Source organism: Mycolicibacterium chitae (assembly GCF_900637205.1).
GTDB classification, from domain to species: Bacteria; Actinomycetota; Actinomycetes; order Mycobacteriales; family Mycobacteriaceae; genus Mycobacterium; species Mycobacterium chitae.
Genome location: NZ_LR134355.1, coordinates 3,052,290 through 3,070,139, shown reverse-complemented (window position 1 = coordinate 3,070,139; position 17,850 = coordinate 3,052,290). Strand labels below are relative to the sequence as shown.

The window sequence follows — 17,850 nt, the reverse complement described above, 5'->3', positions numbered from 1 at the left end:
CCGCATTACTTGAAGGCGTCCTTGACCTTCTCGCCGGCGTCCTTGAGGTTGGACTTGACCTGGTCGAGCTTGCCCTCGTTCTCCTGGCTCTCGTCGCCGCTGGCCCGGCCGGAGGCCTCCTTGGCCTTGCCGCCGAGATCCTCGAGCTTGTTCTTCGCCTTGTCCATGGCGCTCATGCGATCAACTCCTCTGCTCGCTGCCCGACCGGCGGCCGGGCTCGAGGTGTGTATGCCCGCCCGGCGTCGTCGGCGAAACATTCGGTGCCGGCGAGGCTGCGCGGTAGCCTCAGCGGCGTGCCCGGAATGGCTGAACTCGCGTTAGGCGCTGCGCCGATCGCCGGCGGCGCGCTGCTCGGACTGGTGGCAGGCAACTTCAAGGGCCCCGACGTGCGCGCGGCGATCCAAGCGGATATGGATCTGCTCGACCGGCTACCGCCCGAACAAGTAGAGCGGCGCGCGGCGCTGCAACGCTCCATCGACATGCGCATCGACGACATCGTCGCCGGGGTCGAGAAGAACCGTGAGATCCGCGCGCTGGCGGCCGGCTACAGCGGCAACTGGCGCGACATCGTGGTCTTCATCTGCGCGGTCCTGTTCACCATCGTGTGGTGGAACGTCAGCCACAGCCGGACGAACTGGATGCTGATGTTCGTCGTCCTCATCGGACTCTCGATCGTCGCGGCGATCTACGCCGCCCGCGGAATCTTCCGCAGCGTCGCGACTTTCATGCACTCCCGTCGACGCTGAGGGGCCATCCCGCCGGTACCGCCGCGGTGGGGCACCATGGCGTGGTGAAAGACGAGAGGCGCGCCGGCTTCCGGGCCGAGTACGAGCACGATCTCGAGCGCGAACTCGACGGCGCGGTGGAGATCCGTCCGCCGGTCATGGTGGCCGGCGGGGCGCTGCTGATCGTCGCGGTCATCCTGACCGCGCTGAACCTGCGTCCGGCGATCACCAGCGTCGGCCCGCTGCTGGGGGAGATGCGCGGTTCCCTGGGCGTCTCGGCGACCTGGGCCGGGGTGCTGACCACCCTGCCCGGACTGTGTTTCGCCGCGGCCGGCCTCACCGCGCCGTGGCTGTCCCGCCGCATCGGGTTGGGGCACGCGATCTCGGTGGCGCTGGGCGTGCTGACCATCGGACTGCTCGTGCGGGTGCTCGACGGGCCCTACGTCGTCATCGGCGGGACGCTGGTGGCCACCGCCGGCATCGCGCTGGCCAACGTGCTGATCCCGGTCGTGATCAAGGGTTCGTTCCCCGCGCGGATCGGGCTGATGACCGGGATCTACACCGCCGCCCTGCAGGGCGGCGGCGCGCTGGGTTCCGGGGTGACACCCCTGCTCGACGACGTCCTCGGCGGCTGGCGGGCGGCCCTGGGCAGCTGGGCGTTGGTCGCCGCCCTCGCCCTGCTGCTGTGGCTGTTGGGCGCGCGCCAGCTCGCTCGGGCCGCACCCGCCTCGGTCGACCCGGGGGTGCGGCCACGTTCGCTGCTGCGCAACCGCCTGGCCTGGACCATCACCCTGTTTTTCGGCTGTCAGTCGCTGCTGGCCTACATCGTGATGGGGTGGCTGCCCGAGGTGTTCATCGACCACGGTGTCAGCCAGACCAACGCCGGGCTGCTGGTGGGGCTGGTGTCGCTGCTGGCCGTGCCGATCAGCCTGGTCATCGCGCCGCTGGCGGCCCGGCAACGCCACCAGAGCGGGTGGATCGTGACGTTGGGCGCGATCGGCTTCGTCGGCATGATCGGGTTGGCGGTCGACCCCGGTGCCGCGCCGCTGCTGTGGAGCATCCTGGTGGGCCTGGGGATGAGCGTGTTCTCCCTGGCGCTGGCCGTCATCGCGTTGCGAGCGCGCACCCCCGAGGACACCGCCCAGCTGTCCGGCATGGTGCAGGGGTTCGGATATCTGCTGGCCGGCATCGGGCCGCTGCTGTTCGGCCTGCTGCACGACCTGACCGGTGGTTGGACCGCCCCGTGGACGATGGCCCTGGCGGTGTACGCGGTGCAGATGGTCGCGGGCGCGGTGGCCGGGCGCAACCGGTACGTGTGATTTCCGGTTAGGGACCCGACGGCCGCGACATTGCGCGATCATGGGGGGATTGACGGCGCTGGGGGGCGCTCATGGTCAGTCCGGTCAGCGAGGCCACCGGTCGGTGCGGGGCGTGCGGTAACGACCTGCGCGCGCAGGCGCGGTTCTGCGACGCCTGCGGTGCGCCGGTGTCCCCGCGCCCGCCGGTCGGCGAGCACAAGCAGGTGACGGTGCTGTTCGTCGACGTGGTGGGGTCGATGAGGCTGGCGGCAACCCTGGATGCCGAGCGCCTGCAGGCCATCATGAACGAGTTGTTCAACCGTGCGGCCGCGGTGGTGCAGCGCTACCAGGGCACGGTCGACAAGTTCACCGGCGACGGCCTGATGGCCCTGTTCGGCGCGCCGGTGGCGCTCGAGGATCACGCCCTGCGCGGCTGCATCGCGGCGTTGGCCATCCAGGCGGCGGCCAACGACTTCGCCGCCGAGGTGGCCCGATGTGACGGAGTCGCGCTGCAGATCCGCGTCGGGCTGAACTCCGGCGACGTGATCACCGGTGAAATCGGTTGGGGCCCAGGTGGGTACACGGCCATCGGCCATCCCGTCGGGATCGCGCAGCGGATGGAGGCGGGCGCCCGCCCGGGTGAGGTGCTGTGTTCGTTGTCCACCGCGCGCCTCATCGAGCATGCCACCCGGCTCGGCCCGGTCGAGGCCGTCGCGGTCAAGGGCGCGGACGCCCCGGTGCCGGCGCGGCAACTGCTCGCGGTGGAATCCGGTCAGGTGGTGTCGCGCCGCGACGACGGGGCGATGCTCGGCCGGGACGCCGAGTTCGACCGGCTGCGCGCGGTTTTCGAGGCCGGCGGCGGGCTGGTCGGGATCATCGGCGCACCCGGGTTGGGCAAGAGCCGGCTGGTCGACGAGTTCGTCGCGTTCGCCGCGGACCGCGGCGCCCAGATCGTCGTCGCTCGGTGCGAGTCGCACACCGCGGCGGTCCCGTTCCGGGTGCTGTCGCGGATGCTGCGCGCGTTGTTCGGGGTGGACGGACTCACCGACGATCAGGCCGCCGAGCGCATCGCCGGCTGCTTCGGCGAGAACGCGCCGTCGCCCGACGACATGCACATCCTGTTCGACGCGATGGGGATCGCCGCCCCCGCTCAGGAGGTCAGCGTCGACGGCCGGCGGCGTCGTCTGGTCGAGTTGATGGCGCAGGCGACCCGGATGCGCCCCGCGCGAACGGTGTTCGTCCTCGAGGATGCGCACTGGATCGACGCGCCCAGCGACGACGTCCTGGCCGAGTTCGGGTCGACACTGGCGGCGTCGTCGATGCTGGTCGAAACGTGCCGCCCGGAGTTCGACGGGGCGCTGCGCCGCCGCGCCGAGCACACGATCACGCTGCGACCGCTGACCGCGTCGTCGTCGATGCGACTGGCCCACCAGCTGCTGGGGCCCGACCCGTCGACGGCGGGTCTGGCCGACCGGATAGCCGTTGCCGCAGCGGGTAATCCGTTCTTTGTCGAGGAGATCGTCCGGGATTTGGCCGGTCGCGGTGTGCTCTCGGGCAGTCGCGGCGGTTATCGGCTCACCGGCGCCGTCGAGCGCATCGAGGTGCCCGCCACCGTCCAGGCCGTGCTGGCCGCCCGTATCGACCGGCTGGACGCGGAGGCGAAGTCCGTCCTGAACGCCGCGGCGGTGATCGGAACCCGCTTCGACATCGCCACGCTGCAGGCGCTGCGACCGGACGGGGTGACGGCGCGGTTGGCCGAGTTGGTGTCCGCGGAGCTCATCGACCAGATCGAATTCGTTCCGCGCCAGCGGTATTGCTTCCGGCACCCGCTGGTGCGCACCGTGGCCTACGAATCGCAGCTGAGCGCCAACCGCGCCCAGGCGCACCGCCGGCTCGCGGCGGCCATCGAGGCCCGCGATCCGGGCGCCGACGAGAACGCCACGCTGATCGCCACCCACCTCGAGGCCGCGGGCGCGCTGGTGGATGCCTACCACTGGCACATGCGCGCCGCGGAATGGCTGCGGTCCCGCGATCTTCTCGCCGCCCGCGCGCAGTGGGAGAGCGCGCAGCGCATCGCCGACCTGCTGGCCGATGACCACCCCGAGGCGGTCGCGCGGCAGATCGCGCCGCGCACCATGCTGACCTCGACGCTGCTGTACGTGGGCGGTGACGACATCCACGCCGAGCAGCGCTACCGCGAACTGCGGGAGCTGGCCCCGCGCATCGGCGATCGGCGCTCACTGGCGCTGGCCACCGCCGGTCGCATCTGGTCGTTGAACGTCAACGACATTCGCGTCCCGGAGGCCGCGGAGCTGGCGTCGGAGGTCGAGGAGATGCTCGACGGCGTGGACTGCGACGCGACGACGACGGCGATCGTCCTCAACGCGGTGGCCTTCGCGCGCTTCGCAAACTGCGATTTCCAGGCCGCCCTGCGGGCCGCGAAGGCTGTCGTCGACCTGCCGGGCGAGCCGGTCGAGCCGGAGCGGGTATCGGCCGACGGGCTGCGCGGAACCATCGAGATCTGTCTCGGCCGTGCCGAACGGGGCGGCCGGCGCCTGCGGGACATCGCGTCGGCGTCCGAACTGCACCCGGTGCGCCACGCGAGTGTGTTGATGTACCTGGGCTTTCTCACGGCGTTCGGCATGTACCGGGGCGACGAGTTGGTCCCCGTCATGCGGGACGTGCTCCACCGCGCCGAGGCGTTCGGTGACCTGTGCGGCATCAACATCGCCGAATGGACGTACGGCACCGTGCTGCTGTACGCGGCGGGCGGTCGCACGGCGGAGGTCGTCGAGGTGCTGACCCGGGCGCGGCAGCGGATCGAAGAGCACAAGATGGGTACCTTCGGGCTGCCGGTGCTCATCGCGGGCCTGGCGCGCGAGGCCGCCCGGACCGGGCGCCGCGACCACGCCCTGCACGAGTTGCGCACTCAGGTGGCTCTGCACCTGGCCAACGGGACGTGGCTATTCGTGGGCTACCCGGCCGAGCCGCTCGTCGAGTTGCTGCTCGAGCACGGGGCGGACGACGAAGTGGCCGAGGCCCGCCGCGTCCTGGGCGCCTGGCAGGTGCATCGGCCGGGCCTCGCAGTGTTGGACCTGTGGTGGTACCGGTGCTGCGCGCTGCTGGCCCAGGCCGACGGCGACCGCCGGGCGTACGACGAGCGGGCCCGGCGGTATCTGGAGCTGTGCGAGTTGGCGCGCCGCGGCCACACCGTCGTGCTGCGCACGCTGTCGAGCTGCGTGCCCATCGCGCGCGGCCTCGGCTTCTACGCCGACGCCATCGATCCCCGCATCGAGGAGATCGAACTCGACGACTGGAAGGGCACCAACCAACGCCGCGCCCTGGAGCTCGGGGTGGCCGTGTTCGCCCGGCGCGCCCCCTATGAGGCGGCCGATCTGGCCGACGCGGTCGCCGAAGCCCACCCCGACGCCGTGCTGGTGGACGTGAACTGCTGGGGCGCGCTGTCGGTCGCCGAGGTCGGGGGACTGCCGTGGGCGTGCTTCGCGCCGTACACCCCGCCGCTGCGCGCGTCCGGGGTTCCGCCGTTCGGGCTCGGCCTGCGCCCGCTGCCGGGGGTGGCGGGTCGGTTGCGCGACGCCGCGGCACGCGCTGTCGTCATCCGATCCGTCGAGGGCGTGATGCTGCCGCCGATCAACACGCTGCGCGCCCGACTGGCCGTCGGTCCCGTCGCGACCATGGACGAATTCCTGCGTCGGGCGCCGCTGCTGCTGGTCGCCAGCGGTACGCCGTTCCAATACCCGCAGACCGACTGGGGCGAGACGGTGGCGATGATCGGACCCTGCGTGCTGGACCCCGGGCCGAGCGCCGCGCCGGACTGGCTGAGCGCGATCGACCGGCCGATCGTCCTGGTCACCACGTCGTCGGAGAAGCAGGCCGACGACACGCTGGTGCGCACGGCGATCGCCGCGCTGGCCGACGAGCCCGTGCACACGGTGGCCACGCTGCCGGCCGGACTGCCCGACGGGTTGGCGGCCGGGGCGAACGCGACGCTGTGCCGGCAGGTCCCGCACGGCGCGCTGCTCGATCGTGCGGTGTGCGCGGTGACCCACGGCGGGATGGGCGTCACGCAGAAGGCGCTCGACCGCGCGGTGCCGGTGTGCGTGGTGCCCTACGGCCGCGATCAGTTCGAGGTGGCCCGCCGCGTCGAGGTTGCCCGGTGCGGCACCCGGCTGCCGGCCAAGAAACTCGCACCGGCGCGGCTGCGCGCCAAGGTGCGCGAGGCGATGACCATGACCGACGGCGCCCAACGGGTCGCGGCCGGCTTTGCGGCCACCGGCGGAACCGTCCGCGGCGCAGAGCTTTTCGAGCAGCGCGTCCTCGGCTCGGGATGATTCAGCTCAGGTGCCGGCCCAGGAACTCCGTGGTCGCCGTCCAGTGCCGGGCCGCGGCCTGCTCGTCGTACGGGGCGTTGTCGGGCACCGCGAAGCCGTGACCCGCCGCGTAGAACTCGATGGTGTGCGGCACGTCCGCGGCGGTCAGCGCGCGGTCCAGCGTCTCGGCCTGAGCCGCGGTGAACGACGCGTCCTTCTCGGCCCCACCGACGTAGATGGGGGCGCGCATGCGGTCGGCCAGCACGTGCGGGCTGCCGGCATCCTCGGACGCCAGCCCGCCGCCGTGGAAGGACAGCGCGGCGCCCACCCGGTCCGGTACCCGGCCCGCGACCACCAGCGACGTGCGCCCGCCCATGCAGTAGCCGGTGGTGCCGAACGCCTCACCCCGGACCTCTGGGCGCGCGGCCAGATAATCGAACAGCGCCGCGGCGTCGGCGGCCATCATGTCCGGGGTGACCTTACCGATCATGGAGAACAACCGGCCGCGTTCCTTGGGATCGCCGAACACCGTCGCCATGTCGAACGGGGCCCAGCCGGGATTGCGGTAGTAGACGTCGGGCACCACCACGGCGTAGCCGGCCGAGGCCAGGCGCTGGGCCATCTCGTCGAACGTCTGGCGCGGGCCGCCCGCGTCGGGATACATCACCACGCCCGGCCAGGGGCCGTCCCCGTCGGGCGTGGCGAAGGTGACGGAACAGCTGCCGTCGGGGGTGGTGACGGTGTCGGTGATGATCGGCATGCCTTCTGTTCTACCGTGCCCGCGACGGTAGGCTGGCCGAATGTCGATCGCCACGCCCTACGAAGATCTGCTGCGCCTGGTGCTCGAGACGGGAACCCCGAAATCCGACCGCACCGGTACGGGCACCCGCAGTGTGTTCGGCCACCAGTTGCGCTACGACCTGCGGGCCGGCTTTCCGCTGATCACCACCAAGAAGGTCCATCTGAAGTCCGTGGTCTACGAGCTGCTGTGGTTCCTGCGCGGCGATTCCAATGTGCGCTGGCTGCAGGAGCACGGCGTCACCATCTGGGATGAATGGGCCTCTCCGGCAGGAGATCTGGGGCCGGTCTACGGCGTGCAGTGGCGCTCCTGGCCCACCCCGTCCGGGGAGCACATCGATCAGATCAGCGCCGCGCTGGCGCTGCTGAAAGCCGACCCGGACTCGCGCCGCAACATCGTCTCGGCGTGGAACGTCGGGGAGATCCCGCAGATGGCGCTGCCGCCGTGCCACGCCTTCTTCCAGTTCTACGTCGCCGACGGCCGGCTCAGCTGCCAGCTGTACCAGCGCAGCGCCGACCTGTTCCTCGGGGTGCCGTTCAACATCGCCAGCTACGCGCTGCTGACGCACATGATGGCCGCCCAGGCCGACCTCGAGGTGGGGGAGTTCATCTGGACCGGTGGCGATTGCCACATCTACGACAACCACGTCGAGCAGGTCACCGAGCAATTGTCCCGTGATCCGCGGCCCTATCCCGAACTGGTTCTGGCGCAACGTGATTCACTGTTCGACTACACCTACGAGGATGTTGTGATCAAGAACTATGATCCGCACCCCGCGATCAAGGCGCCGGTGGCGGTGTGAGCGGACCCGCGCTGATCTGGGCGCAGTCCAGTTCCGGTGTCATCGGCCGCGACAACGCCATCCCGTGGCGGCTGCCCGAGGACCAGGCGCGGTTCAAGGAACTCACGCTGGACCACTCGGTGGTGATGGGCCGGCTGACCTGGGAGTCGCTGCCCGCCCGAGCGCGCCCACTGCCGGGGCGCAAGAACGTCGTCGTCACCCGGCAGGCCGACTATCGCGCCCCCGGCGCGCAGGTGGTCACCGACTTCGAGCAGGTGCCCCTGGACGACGCCTGGGTGATTGGCGGCGTGCAGATCTACGCATTGGCGCTGCCGCTGGCGCGACGGTGCGAGGTCACCGAGATCGACATCGACCTGCGCCGCGAGGACGACGACGCGCTGGCGCCGGTGCTCGACGAGAGCTGGACCGGAACGGTCGGGGACTGGCAGACCAGTTCGTCGGGCCTGCGTTACCGGTTCCTGACCTACCGGCGCTGATGCCGACGCTGCGGGTGGACCAGGCGCGCCGGATCGCGCTGTCCGCACAGGGCTTTCACGAGTCCAAGCCCGCTGCGTCGGTGACCCGGGCGCATCTGCGCCGACTGATCTCGCGGATCCAGGTGCTGCAGTTGGACTCTGTGTCGGTGGCGGTGCGCGCCCACTACGCGCCGGTGTTCAGCCGGTTGGGTCCCTACGACCGCGATCTGCTGGACCGGGCGGCCTGGAGTCACAGCGCGCGCTCGCCTCGCCTGCTGGTCGAGTACTGGGCGCACGAGGCCGCGCTGATGGCCGTCGAGGACTGGCCACTGCTGCGCTGGCGGATGCGCGGATACACCCACGGCCGGTGGGGCACCGAGACCGTCCGCAAGAACCCACGGTTGGCCGACGACATCGTCGCCGCGATCGCCGAACTCGGGCCGTCGACGGCGGGGCAGATCGAGACGTACCTGGAGGCCGAACCGCGCGGGGGTAAAGGTCCCTGGTGGGGGCGCAGCGACACCAAGTGGGTGGCCGAGGCGCTGTGGTCGTCGGGGGTGTTGACCACGGCCACCCGGGTGGGTTTCGCCCGGCACTACGACCTGACCGAACGGGTGCTGCCCGCCGAGGTGCTGGCCCGCGAGGTCGACGACGCCGAGGCCGTGCGCGAACTGACGCTGCGAGCGGCGACGGCCCTGGGCGTGGGCGCCGAGGCCGACATCCGCGACTACTTCCGGCTGGGCGCCGCGCAGGTCAAGCCCGCGCTGGCCGATCTGGTGGCCGGCGGCCAGCTCGAGGCCGTGCAGATCGACGGCACACCGGCGTATCTGCGTGCGGGACAGAAGATTCCCCGCGTCGATCGCGGCACGGCGCTGCTGTGCCCGTTCGATCCGCTGGTGTTCTTCCGGCCGCGGGTCGAGCGGCTGTTCGACTTCCACTACCGCATCGAGATCTACACACCCGCGGCCAAGCGGCGCTACGGCTACTACGTGTGGCCGTTCCTGCTCGACGGGCAGCTGGTGGGCCGGGTAGACCTCAAGGCCGACCGGGCCGGTGACACGCTGCAGGTGCTCGGCGCGTTCGGCGAGGACGGCGCCGACCGCGCCCGCGTCGCGCCGGCGTTGGCGGCCGAACTGCACACGATGGCCGGCTGGTTGGGGCTCGGCGGGGTCACTGTCGGCGCGCGCGGCGATCTGGCCGCGGCGTTGGCAACCGCGACCTGACCGGCCCTCACGTTAGGCTCAGCGCGTGGCCGAGACTGCCCCGCTGCGCGTGCAGCTGATTGCCAAGACGGAGTTCACCGCGCCGCCGGACGTGCCGTGGAGCACCGACGCCGACGGTGGCCCCGCGCTGCTCGAGTTCGCCGGGCGGGCCTGCTACCAGAGCTGGGACAAGCCGAATCCGCGCACCGCGACCAACGCCACCTACCTCAAGCACATCATCGACGTCGGGCACTTCTCGGTGCTCGAACACGCCTCGGTGAGTTTCTACATCACCGGAATCTCGCGGTCCTGTACCCACGAGCTGATCCGGCATCGGCACTTCTCCTACTCGCAGTTGTCGCAGCGGTACGTTCCCGAGCACGACGCCGAGGTCGTGGTGCCGCCCGGCATCGACGGCGATCCGGAACTCGAGCGGTTGTTCCTGGCCGCCACCGATGCCAGCCGCGCGGCCTACACCGAGCTGATGGCCAAGCTCGACGAGAAGCTGGCCGGCGAGGCCGGCACCGTGCGCCGCAAGCAGGCCCGCCAGGCCGCGCGATCGGTGCTACCGAACGCCACCGAGACCCGCATCGTGGTGACCGGCAACTACCGGGCCTGGCGGCATTTCATCGCCGTGCGGGCCAGCGAGCAGGCCGACGTCGAGATCCGTCGGCTGGCCATCGAATGCCTGCGCCAACTGGTTGCTGCGGCGCCGCAGGTGTTCGCCGATTTCGATATCTACACCCTCGCCGACGGCACGGAGGTGGCCACGAGCCCGTTGGCGACCGAGGCGTGAAACCGAGTTGATTACGCGCGGTACCCTTACGCGGTGAGCACCAGCGGATTCGACGTCAGCGCACGTTTGGGCACCGTGCTGACTGCCATGGTGACGCCGTTCGGCCCGGACGGCTCGCTGGACACGGCCACCGCGAAGAAGCTCGCCACCCACTTGGTGGACGCCGGTTGCGATGGTCTGGTCATCTCCGGCACCACCGGGGAATCGCCCACCACCAGCGACGATGAGAAGATCGAGCTGCTCTCGGCGGTGCTGGACGAGGTCGGCGACCGGGCCCGGATCATCGCCGGGGCCGGCAGCTATGACACAGCCCACAGTGTGAACTTGGCCCGGCGCAGCGCCGAGGCCGGTGCCCACGGGCTCCTGGTGGTCACGCCCTACTACTCGCGGCCCCCGCAGTCGGGTTTGCTGGCGCACTTCCGCACCGTGGCCGACGCCACGGATCTGCCGAACGTGCTGTACGACATTCCGCCGCGCTCGGTGGTGCCCATCGAGTGGGACACGCTGCGGCAGTTGGCCGAGCACCCGAACATCGTCGGGGTCAAGGACGCCAAGGGCGACCTGCACGGCAGCGCCCAGATCATGGCGGAGACCGGACTGGCCTACTACTCCGGCGACGACGCCCTGAACCTTCCGTGGCTGGCGGTCGGCGCCGTCGGCTTCATCAGCGTGTGGGGACACCTGGCCGCCGCCCAGCTTCGAGAGATGTTGTCGGCGTTCAACTCCGGTGACATCGGCACCGCGCGCAAGATCAGTGTGGCGCTCGGGCCGCTGAACGCCGCGCAATACCGCCTCGGCGGTGTGACCCTTTCCAAGGCCGGGCTGCGGTTGCTGGGCTTCGACGCCGGCGACCCGCGGCTGCCGCAAGTCCCGGCCACCGACGAGCAGATCCAAGCGCTGGCCGCTGAAATGCGTGCGGCGGCGCTGCTTCGATAGGACTCCCATGAATACCGATCTGGCACCGCCGTCGCCGTTGGCGCCCGGCGGGCTGCGGGTGACGGCGCTCGGCGGCATCGGCGAAATCGGCCGCAACATGACCGTGTTCGAACACCTGGGCCGGTTGTTGATCATCGACTGCGGCGTGCTGTTCCCGGGCCACGACGAGCCGGGCGTCGACCTGATCCTGCCCGACCTGCGACACATCGAGGACCGCCTCGACGACATCGAGGCGCTGGTCCTGACCCACGCGCACGAGGACCACATCGGGGCCATCCCGTTCCTGCTCAAGCTGCGCTCCGACATTCCGGTCGTGGGGTCGAAGTTCACCCTGGCGCTGGTGGCCGCCAAGTGCCGCGAGCACCGCATCAAGCCGAACTTCGTGGAGGTCGCCGAGGGGCAGCGCAGCACGCACGGCGTGTTCGAATGCCAGTACTTCGCGGTCAACCACTCGATCCCGGACGCGCTGGCGATCGCCGTGCACACCGGGGCCGGCACCGTGCTGCACACCGGCGACGTCAAACTCGATCAGTTGCCACTCGACGGCCGACCCACCGACCTGCCCGGCATGTCGCGGCTCGGCGACGCCGGCGTCGACCTGTTCCTGTGTGACTCCACCAACGCCGAGCACCCCGGCGTCGGCCCGTCCGAGAGCGAGATCGGGCCCAACCTGCACCGGCTGATCCGCGGCGCCGAGGGCCGGGTGATCGTCGCCTGCTTCGCCTCCAACGTCGACCGGGTGCAGCAGATCGTCGACGCGGCAGTGGCATTGGGGCGCAAGGTCTCCTTCGTCGGGCGCTCGATGGTCCGCAACATGGGCATCGCCCGCGAACTCGGCTTCCTGACCGTCGCCGACGACGACATCATCGACATCGGCGCCGCCGAGATGATGCCGCCGCAGCGGGTGGTGCTGGTGACCACCGGCACCCAGGGTGAGCCGATGGCGGCGCTGTCCCGGATGTCGCGCGGCGAGCACCGCAGCATCACGCTCACCGACGGCGATCTGATCGTGCTGTCCAGCTCGCTGATCCCCGGCAACGAGGAAGCCGTCTACGGGGTGATCGACGCGCTGGCCAAGATCGGTGCCCGCGTCGTCACCAACAGTCAAGTGCGCGTGCACGTTTCCGGACACGCCTACGCCGGCGAGCTGTTGTTCCTGTACAACGGCGTGCGGCCCCGCAACGTCATGCCGGTGCACGGCACCTGGCGGCACCTGCGGGCCAACGCCAAGCTGGCCGCCAGCACCGGGGTGCCCGAAGAGAACATCGTGGTGGCCGAGAACGGCGTCAGCGTCGACCTGGTCCACGGCGTCGCGTCCATCGCCGGGGCGGTACCGGTGGGCAAGATGTTCGTCGACGGGCTCATCACCGGCGATGTCGGCGACGCAACGCTGGGGGAGCGGCTGATCCTGTCGTCGGGCTTCGTGGCGGTCACGGTGGTGGTCCACCGCGGGACCGGAAAGCCCGCGGCCCCACCGCATCTGCACGCCCGCGGTTTCTCCGAGGATCCCAAGGCCTTGGAGCCCGCCGCGTTGAAGGTGGCCGCCGAGTTGGAGAACCTGGTGGCCGACAGCGTCACCGACCCGGTGCGGATAGCCCAGGCGGTGCGGCGCGCGGTCGGCAAGTGGGTGGGCGAGACCTACCGGCGCCAGCCCATGATCGTGCCGACCGTGCTGGAGATCTGAGCCGGCGGTCTCAGGGCAGCGCCTCGAGCCGATAGCCCATCCCGCGCAGCGTCACGAACCGCTCGGCGCCCAGCTTGCGGCGCAGATACCGGACGTAGACGTCGACGACGTTGGAACCCGGGTCGTAGTCATAACCCCACACCTGGCTGAGCAGCTGTTCGCGGGAAAGCACCTGGCCCGGATGACGCAAAAAGGTCTCGGCAAGGGCGAATTCGCGCGCCGACAGGTCGACCGTGCGGCCGTCGACCTCGGCGCGGCGGGTCCGCAGGTCCAGGCTCAGCCCGCCGTAGGACAGCACTGTGAGTTCGCCGCCCCGTTCGGTGGTCAGCCGCAGCCGGATCCGGGCCAACAATTCCTCGAACCGGAACGGCTTGGGCATGTAGTCGTCGGCGCCGCCCTCGAGGCCTGCCACGGTATCGGCGACGCTGGTGCGCGCGGTGAGCATTACCACCGGCAGCTGGTTGTTCTCCGCGCGCAGCCTGCGCAGCACCTCGAATCCGTCCATCCGCGGCAGGCCGATGTCGAGCACCATCAGATCGAAGTCGCCGGTGCGCGCGTAGTCGTAGGCCGACACCCCGTCGGTGACCTCGGTGACGGTGAAACCGTTGGCGGTCAGCCCCTTCCGGATGAACGACGAGATGCGGGGTTCGTCTTCGGCGATCAGGATGCGGGCCATCGGTCCTCCAGGACGGCGGGAATGGTGATGGTGAACGTCGCGCCCCGACCCTGGACGCTGTCGAGCAGCACGTCGCCGCCGTGCGCGACGGCGATGGCCCGCACGATCGACAGACCCAGGCCGGCGCCCTCGCCGACCTGCCGGCCGCCGCTGCCGCGCGCGAACCGGTCGAAGATGCGGGCCTGATCCTCCGGGCTGACGCCGGGCCCGGAGTCCGACACCCAGAACCGCAGCCAGCCGCCGGAGAGTTGCGAACCAATGCCGATGCGCCCGCCGGGTTCGGTGAACCGGCTTGCGTTGTCGGCCAACGCGACCAGGGCCTGGGTGATGCGCTGCGGGTCCAGCACCGCGGTGACGTTGGCGGTGGTCTCCAGCACGAAGTTGCGCTCGGCCAGCCGGGAGAGCTTGACGAACGCATCCTCGGTGAGCACCGCGACGTCGGTGTACTCCGGTTGCAGGAAGGTCGGCTGCTCGGAGTGCGCGAGCACCAGCAGGTCGGTCACCATGCGGTTCATCCGGGTCAACTCGTCGTCGACGAGCGCGACGGTCGCGGTGATGTCCTCCGGGTCGGCCGGGTCGAGGACCTCCAGGTGGCCGCGGACGATGGTGATCGGGGTGCGAAGTTCGTGCCCGGCATCGTCGATGAACCGGCGCTGGGCGGCGACCCCGGCCTCGATCCGGTCCAGCATGCCGTTGAGGGTGGCCACGAGTTCGTTGATCTCGTCGCGCTCGCCGCCGCGGCGCATCGGAATGCGTTGCGACATATCGGTGTCGGTGATGGTGCGCGCGGTGTCGACCACGTCGTTCAGCGGATGCAGGATGCGTCCGGCCAGCAGCCACGCCGCGCCGGCGGCCAAGACCACCGTCACCGATCCGACCAGCAGCATCATCCGGGCGGCGTTGTCGGCCGCCTCGCGTTCGGCGTCACCGAGGTAGGCGGCGACGATCACGCCGCGCGAGTCGTCGCCGTCGAGGGAGACCGGGATCGCCAGGTAGCGGACCTCGCCGGCCTCGGGGTGCTCGTAGCGGCCCTCGGTGGGCTCGGTGACCGAGGCGACGCGCTGCCGGAAGGCCTGATCCTTGGCCAGCACCTCGGTGGCGCCGGGTTCCTGACGGCTCTGGGTGCGATAGACCCCGTCGACGTAGCCGAGGAACTTCTCGTTGGGGCGGGCGATGTTGTAGGCGATCGCCTCGTGGATGACCTCGTCGATGCCGGCGAACGGGGCCCCGGTGCGCGGGTTGACCCCGGGGGCGCTCAGTTCGCCGAACTCCTCGACCTCGACGCGCAGCGCCTCGTCCATCCGGGCGTTGATGCTCGACTTCAGCAGCAGCCAGGTCGCCAGCGTGACGATGCCCAGGGCCGCCATCACCAGCAGCAGCACCCAGCCGATGATCCGCGTGCGGGCGGTGGTGGGGAGCATCCGGCGCCACCTCGTGGTGCGGGTGCGCTCGGTCATGCCCGCCATCCTGCCCGGAACCGGGAACTGACGTTGCTCAGTCGTCCCAGTCGTCATCATCCCAATCGTCGTCGTCCCAGTCGTCGTCATCGTCCCAGTCGTCATCCCAGTCGTCACCGCCCTGGTAGCGCGGTGCGCCGCCGGTGACCGGCGGGGGAGCGGGCGGGTTGATGGTCTGAATGGCCGGGGGCGGCTGCGGCACGTCCGGGGGACCCACCGGGGCCGGCGGTGAGACGCGTTGTTGGGCCGGCGGCGCGGTAGGCGCGGCCGGGGGTGCGCCGGGGACGTCCGGACCGGGACGCTGCGGGGTCTGTACGTGGATGGGCCGCAGCGGCTCTTCGGCGGCCGTGGGCTGCAGCGAGACCACCGCGAACCCGACGCCGGCCACGGCGGCCGCCGCCACCACAGTTCCGAGGATCTTCCGCATGCTCACCACTGTGCTGCGGCGGGGTGGACCCAAGGTGAAACCCAGATGAGAGGGTTCTCATCTACCGATCACGGCAGGTCGGCGTGGGCCATCCACTCGATGGACGACGCGCTCTGCTCGCGGCCGGCGGGCCGGATGTAGGTGTCGCGGTAATAGCTGGGCCCGGCCTGCTCGATCAGCCGCCAACCGCGCTCGCCGAGATATTCGTGCAGCCGCTCGGGCTCGAGCCCGCAGTGCCACAGCGGCCGGGCACCCAGGAACTTCTTGTGCAGCGACTGCGCCCCGTAGAGATTGGTGCCGTCGATGAAGTCCTGGCGGACATAGCTGAACAGCAGCCGACTGCCCGCGGCGGCGCCGCGCAACTGCTCGAACAGCGCCGCCACCGCTTCCGGCCGTAGATACTGCGTCACGCCCTCGCAGATGAAGAAGGTCCGCCGGTGCGGGTCGTACCCCTGGTCGCGCAGTGCGGCCAGGAGGTCATCGCGTTCCAGGTCGGCCGCCACCAGGCGCACCGACGGCGGTACCTCGCCGAGGGCGCGTCGGACCGTGGCGGCCTTGCGTTCGATGTTGACCGGCTGATCGACCTCGAAGACCGGCAGATCGCTGTGCCGGGCGACCCGATAGGCGCGCGTGTCCAGGCCGGCGCCGAGGATCACCGCGGCGTCGAACTCGTTGAGCGGGTCGGAGAACCGCTCGTCGATGAACCGTTTGCGGCACACGATGCTGGCCCACAGTCCCGGCGCCCGCCGGTCCGAACTGCGGATCATCGCGCGGCGCAGCGGGGCCAGGCGGCCGGCCCGCACCAGGGCGCGCAGGGAGGCGGGCAGGAACGCGGCGGCCAGGTCGTCGTCGACCAGTCGGCGCCCGGGCGGCTCGTGGTGTTCGATCGCGGCGAGGGTCATCGGACCGAAGGCCGTCTGCGCAGCGTGGGCGGGCACCGGTGGGACTCTCAGCGCTTGTTCACGTACCCGGCGTCGACGGGCAGGGCTACGCCGGTGACGTAGCGGCCGGCGTCGGAGGCCAGGTAGTACGCGGCGTTGGCGATGTCCTCGACCTGCAGGGTCTGGACCGGCAGCGCATTGCCCATGTCCGGCCCGCCCTGGGTCTCCTGGGCCAGGCCCGCCAGCCACGACCGGGTGAAGTCGTTGTCGATCATCGGGGTGTCGACGCCGGCCGGATGCACCGAGTTGACCCGAATGCTGAACTGCGCGAGGACATTCGCGTAGACCCGCATGAGCCCGACGATGCCGTGCTTGGCGGCGGCATAGCCGACCGAGCCCGCGACCGGGGAGCCCAGGCCGACCAGGCCGGCCACCGAACTCGTCAACACGATCGCGCCGCCGTTGCCGAACTTCACCATCGGCTTCATGGCGACGTCGACGGTGTTGTAGACACCGGTCAGGTTGACGTCGATCACGTCCTGCCAGGCGCCCTCGGCGGCCATCGGCGCGATCCCGGCGTTGGCGATCACGATGTCGAGCCGGTCGCCGAGTTCGGCGGTGCCGGTGCGCAGCGCGGTCTTGAGCGAGTCGCGGTCCCGGACGTCGGCCTGCAGTGCGACGATCCGCGATCCGGTCTCCTCGACGAGCTTGACGGTGGCCTCGAGGTCGTCGGGGGAGGCCAGCGGGTAGGGCACCGACTCGATCTGCGCGCACAGGTCGACGGCGATGATGTCGGCACCCTCGGAGGCCAACTTGACGGCGTGCGCGCGGCCCTGGCCGCGGGCGGCGCCGGTGATGAATGCGGTCTTGCCGCGCAGACTGTCGCCCATCAGCCGCGCAGCTGTCCCTTGGTGGGATCGCCGGCGACCACCGGCGCAAGCATCTTGATGTCGGGCGCGCCGTCGAGCAGTTCACCGACGGCGCCGAACATCTTGCTCACCGCCGGGGCGGTGCTGTGCGTCTTGAGGGCCTCCTCGTCGGCCCACTGCTCGATGAACACGAACGTGTTGCCGGCCTCGTGCAGCGCGTACAGCTCACAGCCCGGTTCGGCGTGCACCGCCTCGAGGGCTTCCTTACAGGCGTTGCGGACCGCGTCGACGGATTCCGGCTTGGCGGTCATGGTGGCAACGACGACAACGGGCATGCGGGCTCCTGGCTCGGTGACAGTGTGCAGGGGGCGGTGTGACGTCCCACACGATAGTCCGCGCCATATCGCCGACGAGGGCGCCGGTCCGGGCTACGCGGGGATAACGATTCGCCGAGACCAACTCGTGACCAGTGTGGCGGATGGTGCAGATGAGGTAGTTGCGACTAGGCTTGG

The 17,850-nt window shown here is 70.5% G+C and carries 17 protein-coding genes; 9 read left to right on the top strand and 8 right to left on the bottom strand.

The features are described from left to right. Window positions 1-5: 5 nt before the first annotated feature. Entirely contained in the window at window positions 6-176 is a 171-nt protein-coding gene (locus tag EL338_RS14535) for a CsbD family protein (protein ID WP_126334400.1), read from the bottom strand. A 117-nt stretch (window positions 177-293) separates the two neighbouring features. Between EL338_RS14535 and EL338_RS14530 the strand changes: the two genes are divergently transcribed. From EL338_RS14530 to EL338_RS14520, 3 genes are all read left to right on the top strand, one after another. Beyond that, window positions 294-746, top strand: coding sequence for a hypothetical protein (locus EL338_RS14530; protein WP_126334399.1), 453 nt, complete (start codon window positions 294-296; stop codon window positions 744-746). 137 nt (window positions 747-883) lie between these two features. Next, a complete protein-coding gene (locus EL338_RS14525; RefSeq protein WP_126336867.1) occupies window positions 884-2,044 on the top strand; it encodes a CynX/NimT family MFS transporter in 1,161 nt (386 codons plus the stop codon). A gap of 71 nt (window positions 2,045-2,115) precedes the next feature. Further along, window positions 2,116-6,375, top strand: coding sequence for an adenylate/guanylate cyclase domain-containing protein (locus EL338_RS14520; RefSeq protein WP_126334398.1), 4,260 nt, complete (start codon window positions 2,116-2,118; stop codon window positions 6,373-6,375). 1 nt (window position 6,376) lies between these two features. On the opposite strand, the gene EL338_RS14515 is transcribed toward EL338_RS14520, so the two are convergent. Continuing rightward, complete coding sequence (locus EL338_RS14515; RefSeq protein ID WP_126334397.1) at window positions 6,377-7,114, bottom strand: dienelactone hydrolase family protein; 738 nt, start codon at window positions 7,112-7,114, stop codon at window positions 6,377-6,379. 40 nt (window positions 7,115-7,154) lie between these two features. On the opposite strand from EL338_RS14515, the gene EL338_RS14510 reads away from it, so the two are divergent. From EL338_RS14510 to EL338_RS14485, 6 genes are all read left to right on the top strand, one after another. Continuing rightward, complete coding sequence (locus EL338_RS14510) at window positions 7,155-7,955, top strand: thymidylate synthase (protein ID WP_126334396.1); 801 nt, start codon at window positions 7,155-7,157, stop codon at window positions 7,953-7,955. Next, a complete protein-coding gene (locus tag EL338_RS14505) occupies window positions 7,952-8,431 on the top strand; it encodes a dihydrofolate reductase (RefSeq protein ID WP_126334395.1) in 480 nt (159 codons plus the stop codon). Before EL338_RS14510 ends, EL338_RS14505 begins: the two co-directional genes overlap by 4 nt. After that, a complete protein-coding gene (locus EL338_RS14500; RefSeq protein WP_126334394.1) occupies window positions 8,431-9,633 on the top strand; it encodes a winged helix-turn-helix domain-containing protein in 1,203 nt (400 codons plus the stop codon). Before EL338_RS14505 ends, EL338_RS14500 begins: the two co-directional genes overlap by 1 nt. A gap of 25 nt (window positions 9,634-9,658) precedes the next feature. After that, window positions 9,659-10,408: an FAD-dependent thymidylate synthase gene (gene thyX / locus EL338_RS14495; protein WP_126334393.1), complete on the top strand. Its 750-nt coding sequence runs from the start codon at window positions 9,659-9,661 to the stop codon at window positions 10,406-10,408. Window positions 10,409-10,495: 87 nt separating this feature from the next. Continuing rightward, a complete protein-coding gene (dapA, locus tag EL338_RS14490; protein ID WP_235666525.1) occupies window positions 10,496-11,344 on the top strand; it encodes a 4-hydroxy-tetrahydrodipicolinate synthase in 849 nt (282 codons plus the stop codon). A gap of 7 nt (window positions 11,345-11,351) precedes the next feature. Continuing rightward, the gene (locus tag EL338_RS14485) at window positions 11,352-13,028 is read left to right on the top strand and encodes a ribonuclease J (RefSeq protein WP_126334391.1); all 1,677 of its coding nucleotides are present in this window, start codon (window positions 11,352-11,354) and stop codon (window positions 13,026-13,028) included. A gap of 10 nt (window positions 13,029-13,038) precedes the next feature. Here EL338_RS14485 and EL338_RS14480 read toward each other — a convergent pair whose 3' ends face one another. The 6 genes from EL338_RS14480 to EL338_RS14455 form a co-directional block, all read right to left on the bottom strand. Beyond that, complete coding sequence (locus EL338_RS14480; protein WP_126334390.1) at window positions 13,039-13,704, bottom strand: response regulator transcription factor; 666 nt, start codon at window positions 13,702-13,704, stop codon at window positions 13,039-13,041. Continuing rightward, window positions 13,689-15,161: a sensor histidine kinase gene (locus EL338_RS14475; RefSeq protein WP_126334389.1), complete on the bottom strand. Its 1,473-nt coding sequence runs from the start codon at window positions 15,159-15,161 to the stop codon at window positions 13,689-13,691. The genes EL338_RS14480 and EL338_RS14475 overlap by 16 nt, the downstream gene beginning before the upstream one ends. Window positions 15,162-15,198: 37 nt before the next feature. Beyond that, window positions 15,199-15,588, bottom strand: a complete 390-nt coding sequence (locus EL338_RS14470) for a hypothetical protein (RefSeq protein WP_126334388.1) — start codon at window positions 15,586-15,588, stop codon at window positions 15,199-15,201. A gap of 68 nt (window positions 15,589-15,656) precedes the next feature. Continuing rightward, entirely contained in the window at window positions 15,657-16,490 is an 834-nt protein-coding gene (locus EL338_RS14465; RefSeq protein WP_126336866.1) for an SAM-dependent methyltransferase, read from the bottom strand. 47 nt (window positions 16,491-16,537) lie between these two features. Next, entirely contained in the window at window positions 16,538-17,359 is an 822-nt protein-coding gene (locus EL338_RS14460) for a mycofactocin-coupled SDR family oxidoreductase (RefSeq protein ID WP_126334387.1), read from the bottom strand. After that, complete coding sequence (locus EL338_RS14455) at window positions 17,359-17,673, bottom strand: putative quinol monooxygenase (protein WP_126334386.1); 315 nt, start codon at window positions 17,671-17,673, stop codon at window positions 17,359-17,361. Before EL338_RS14455 ends, EL338_RS14460 begins: the two co-directional genes overlap by 1 nt. Window positions 17,674-17,850 lie beyond the last annotated feature (177 nt).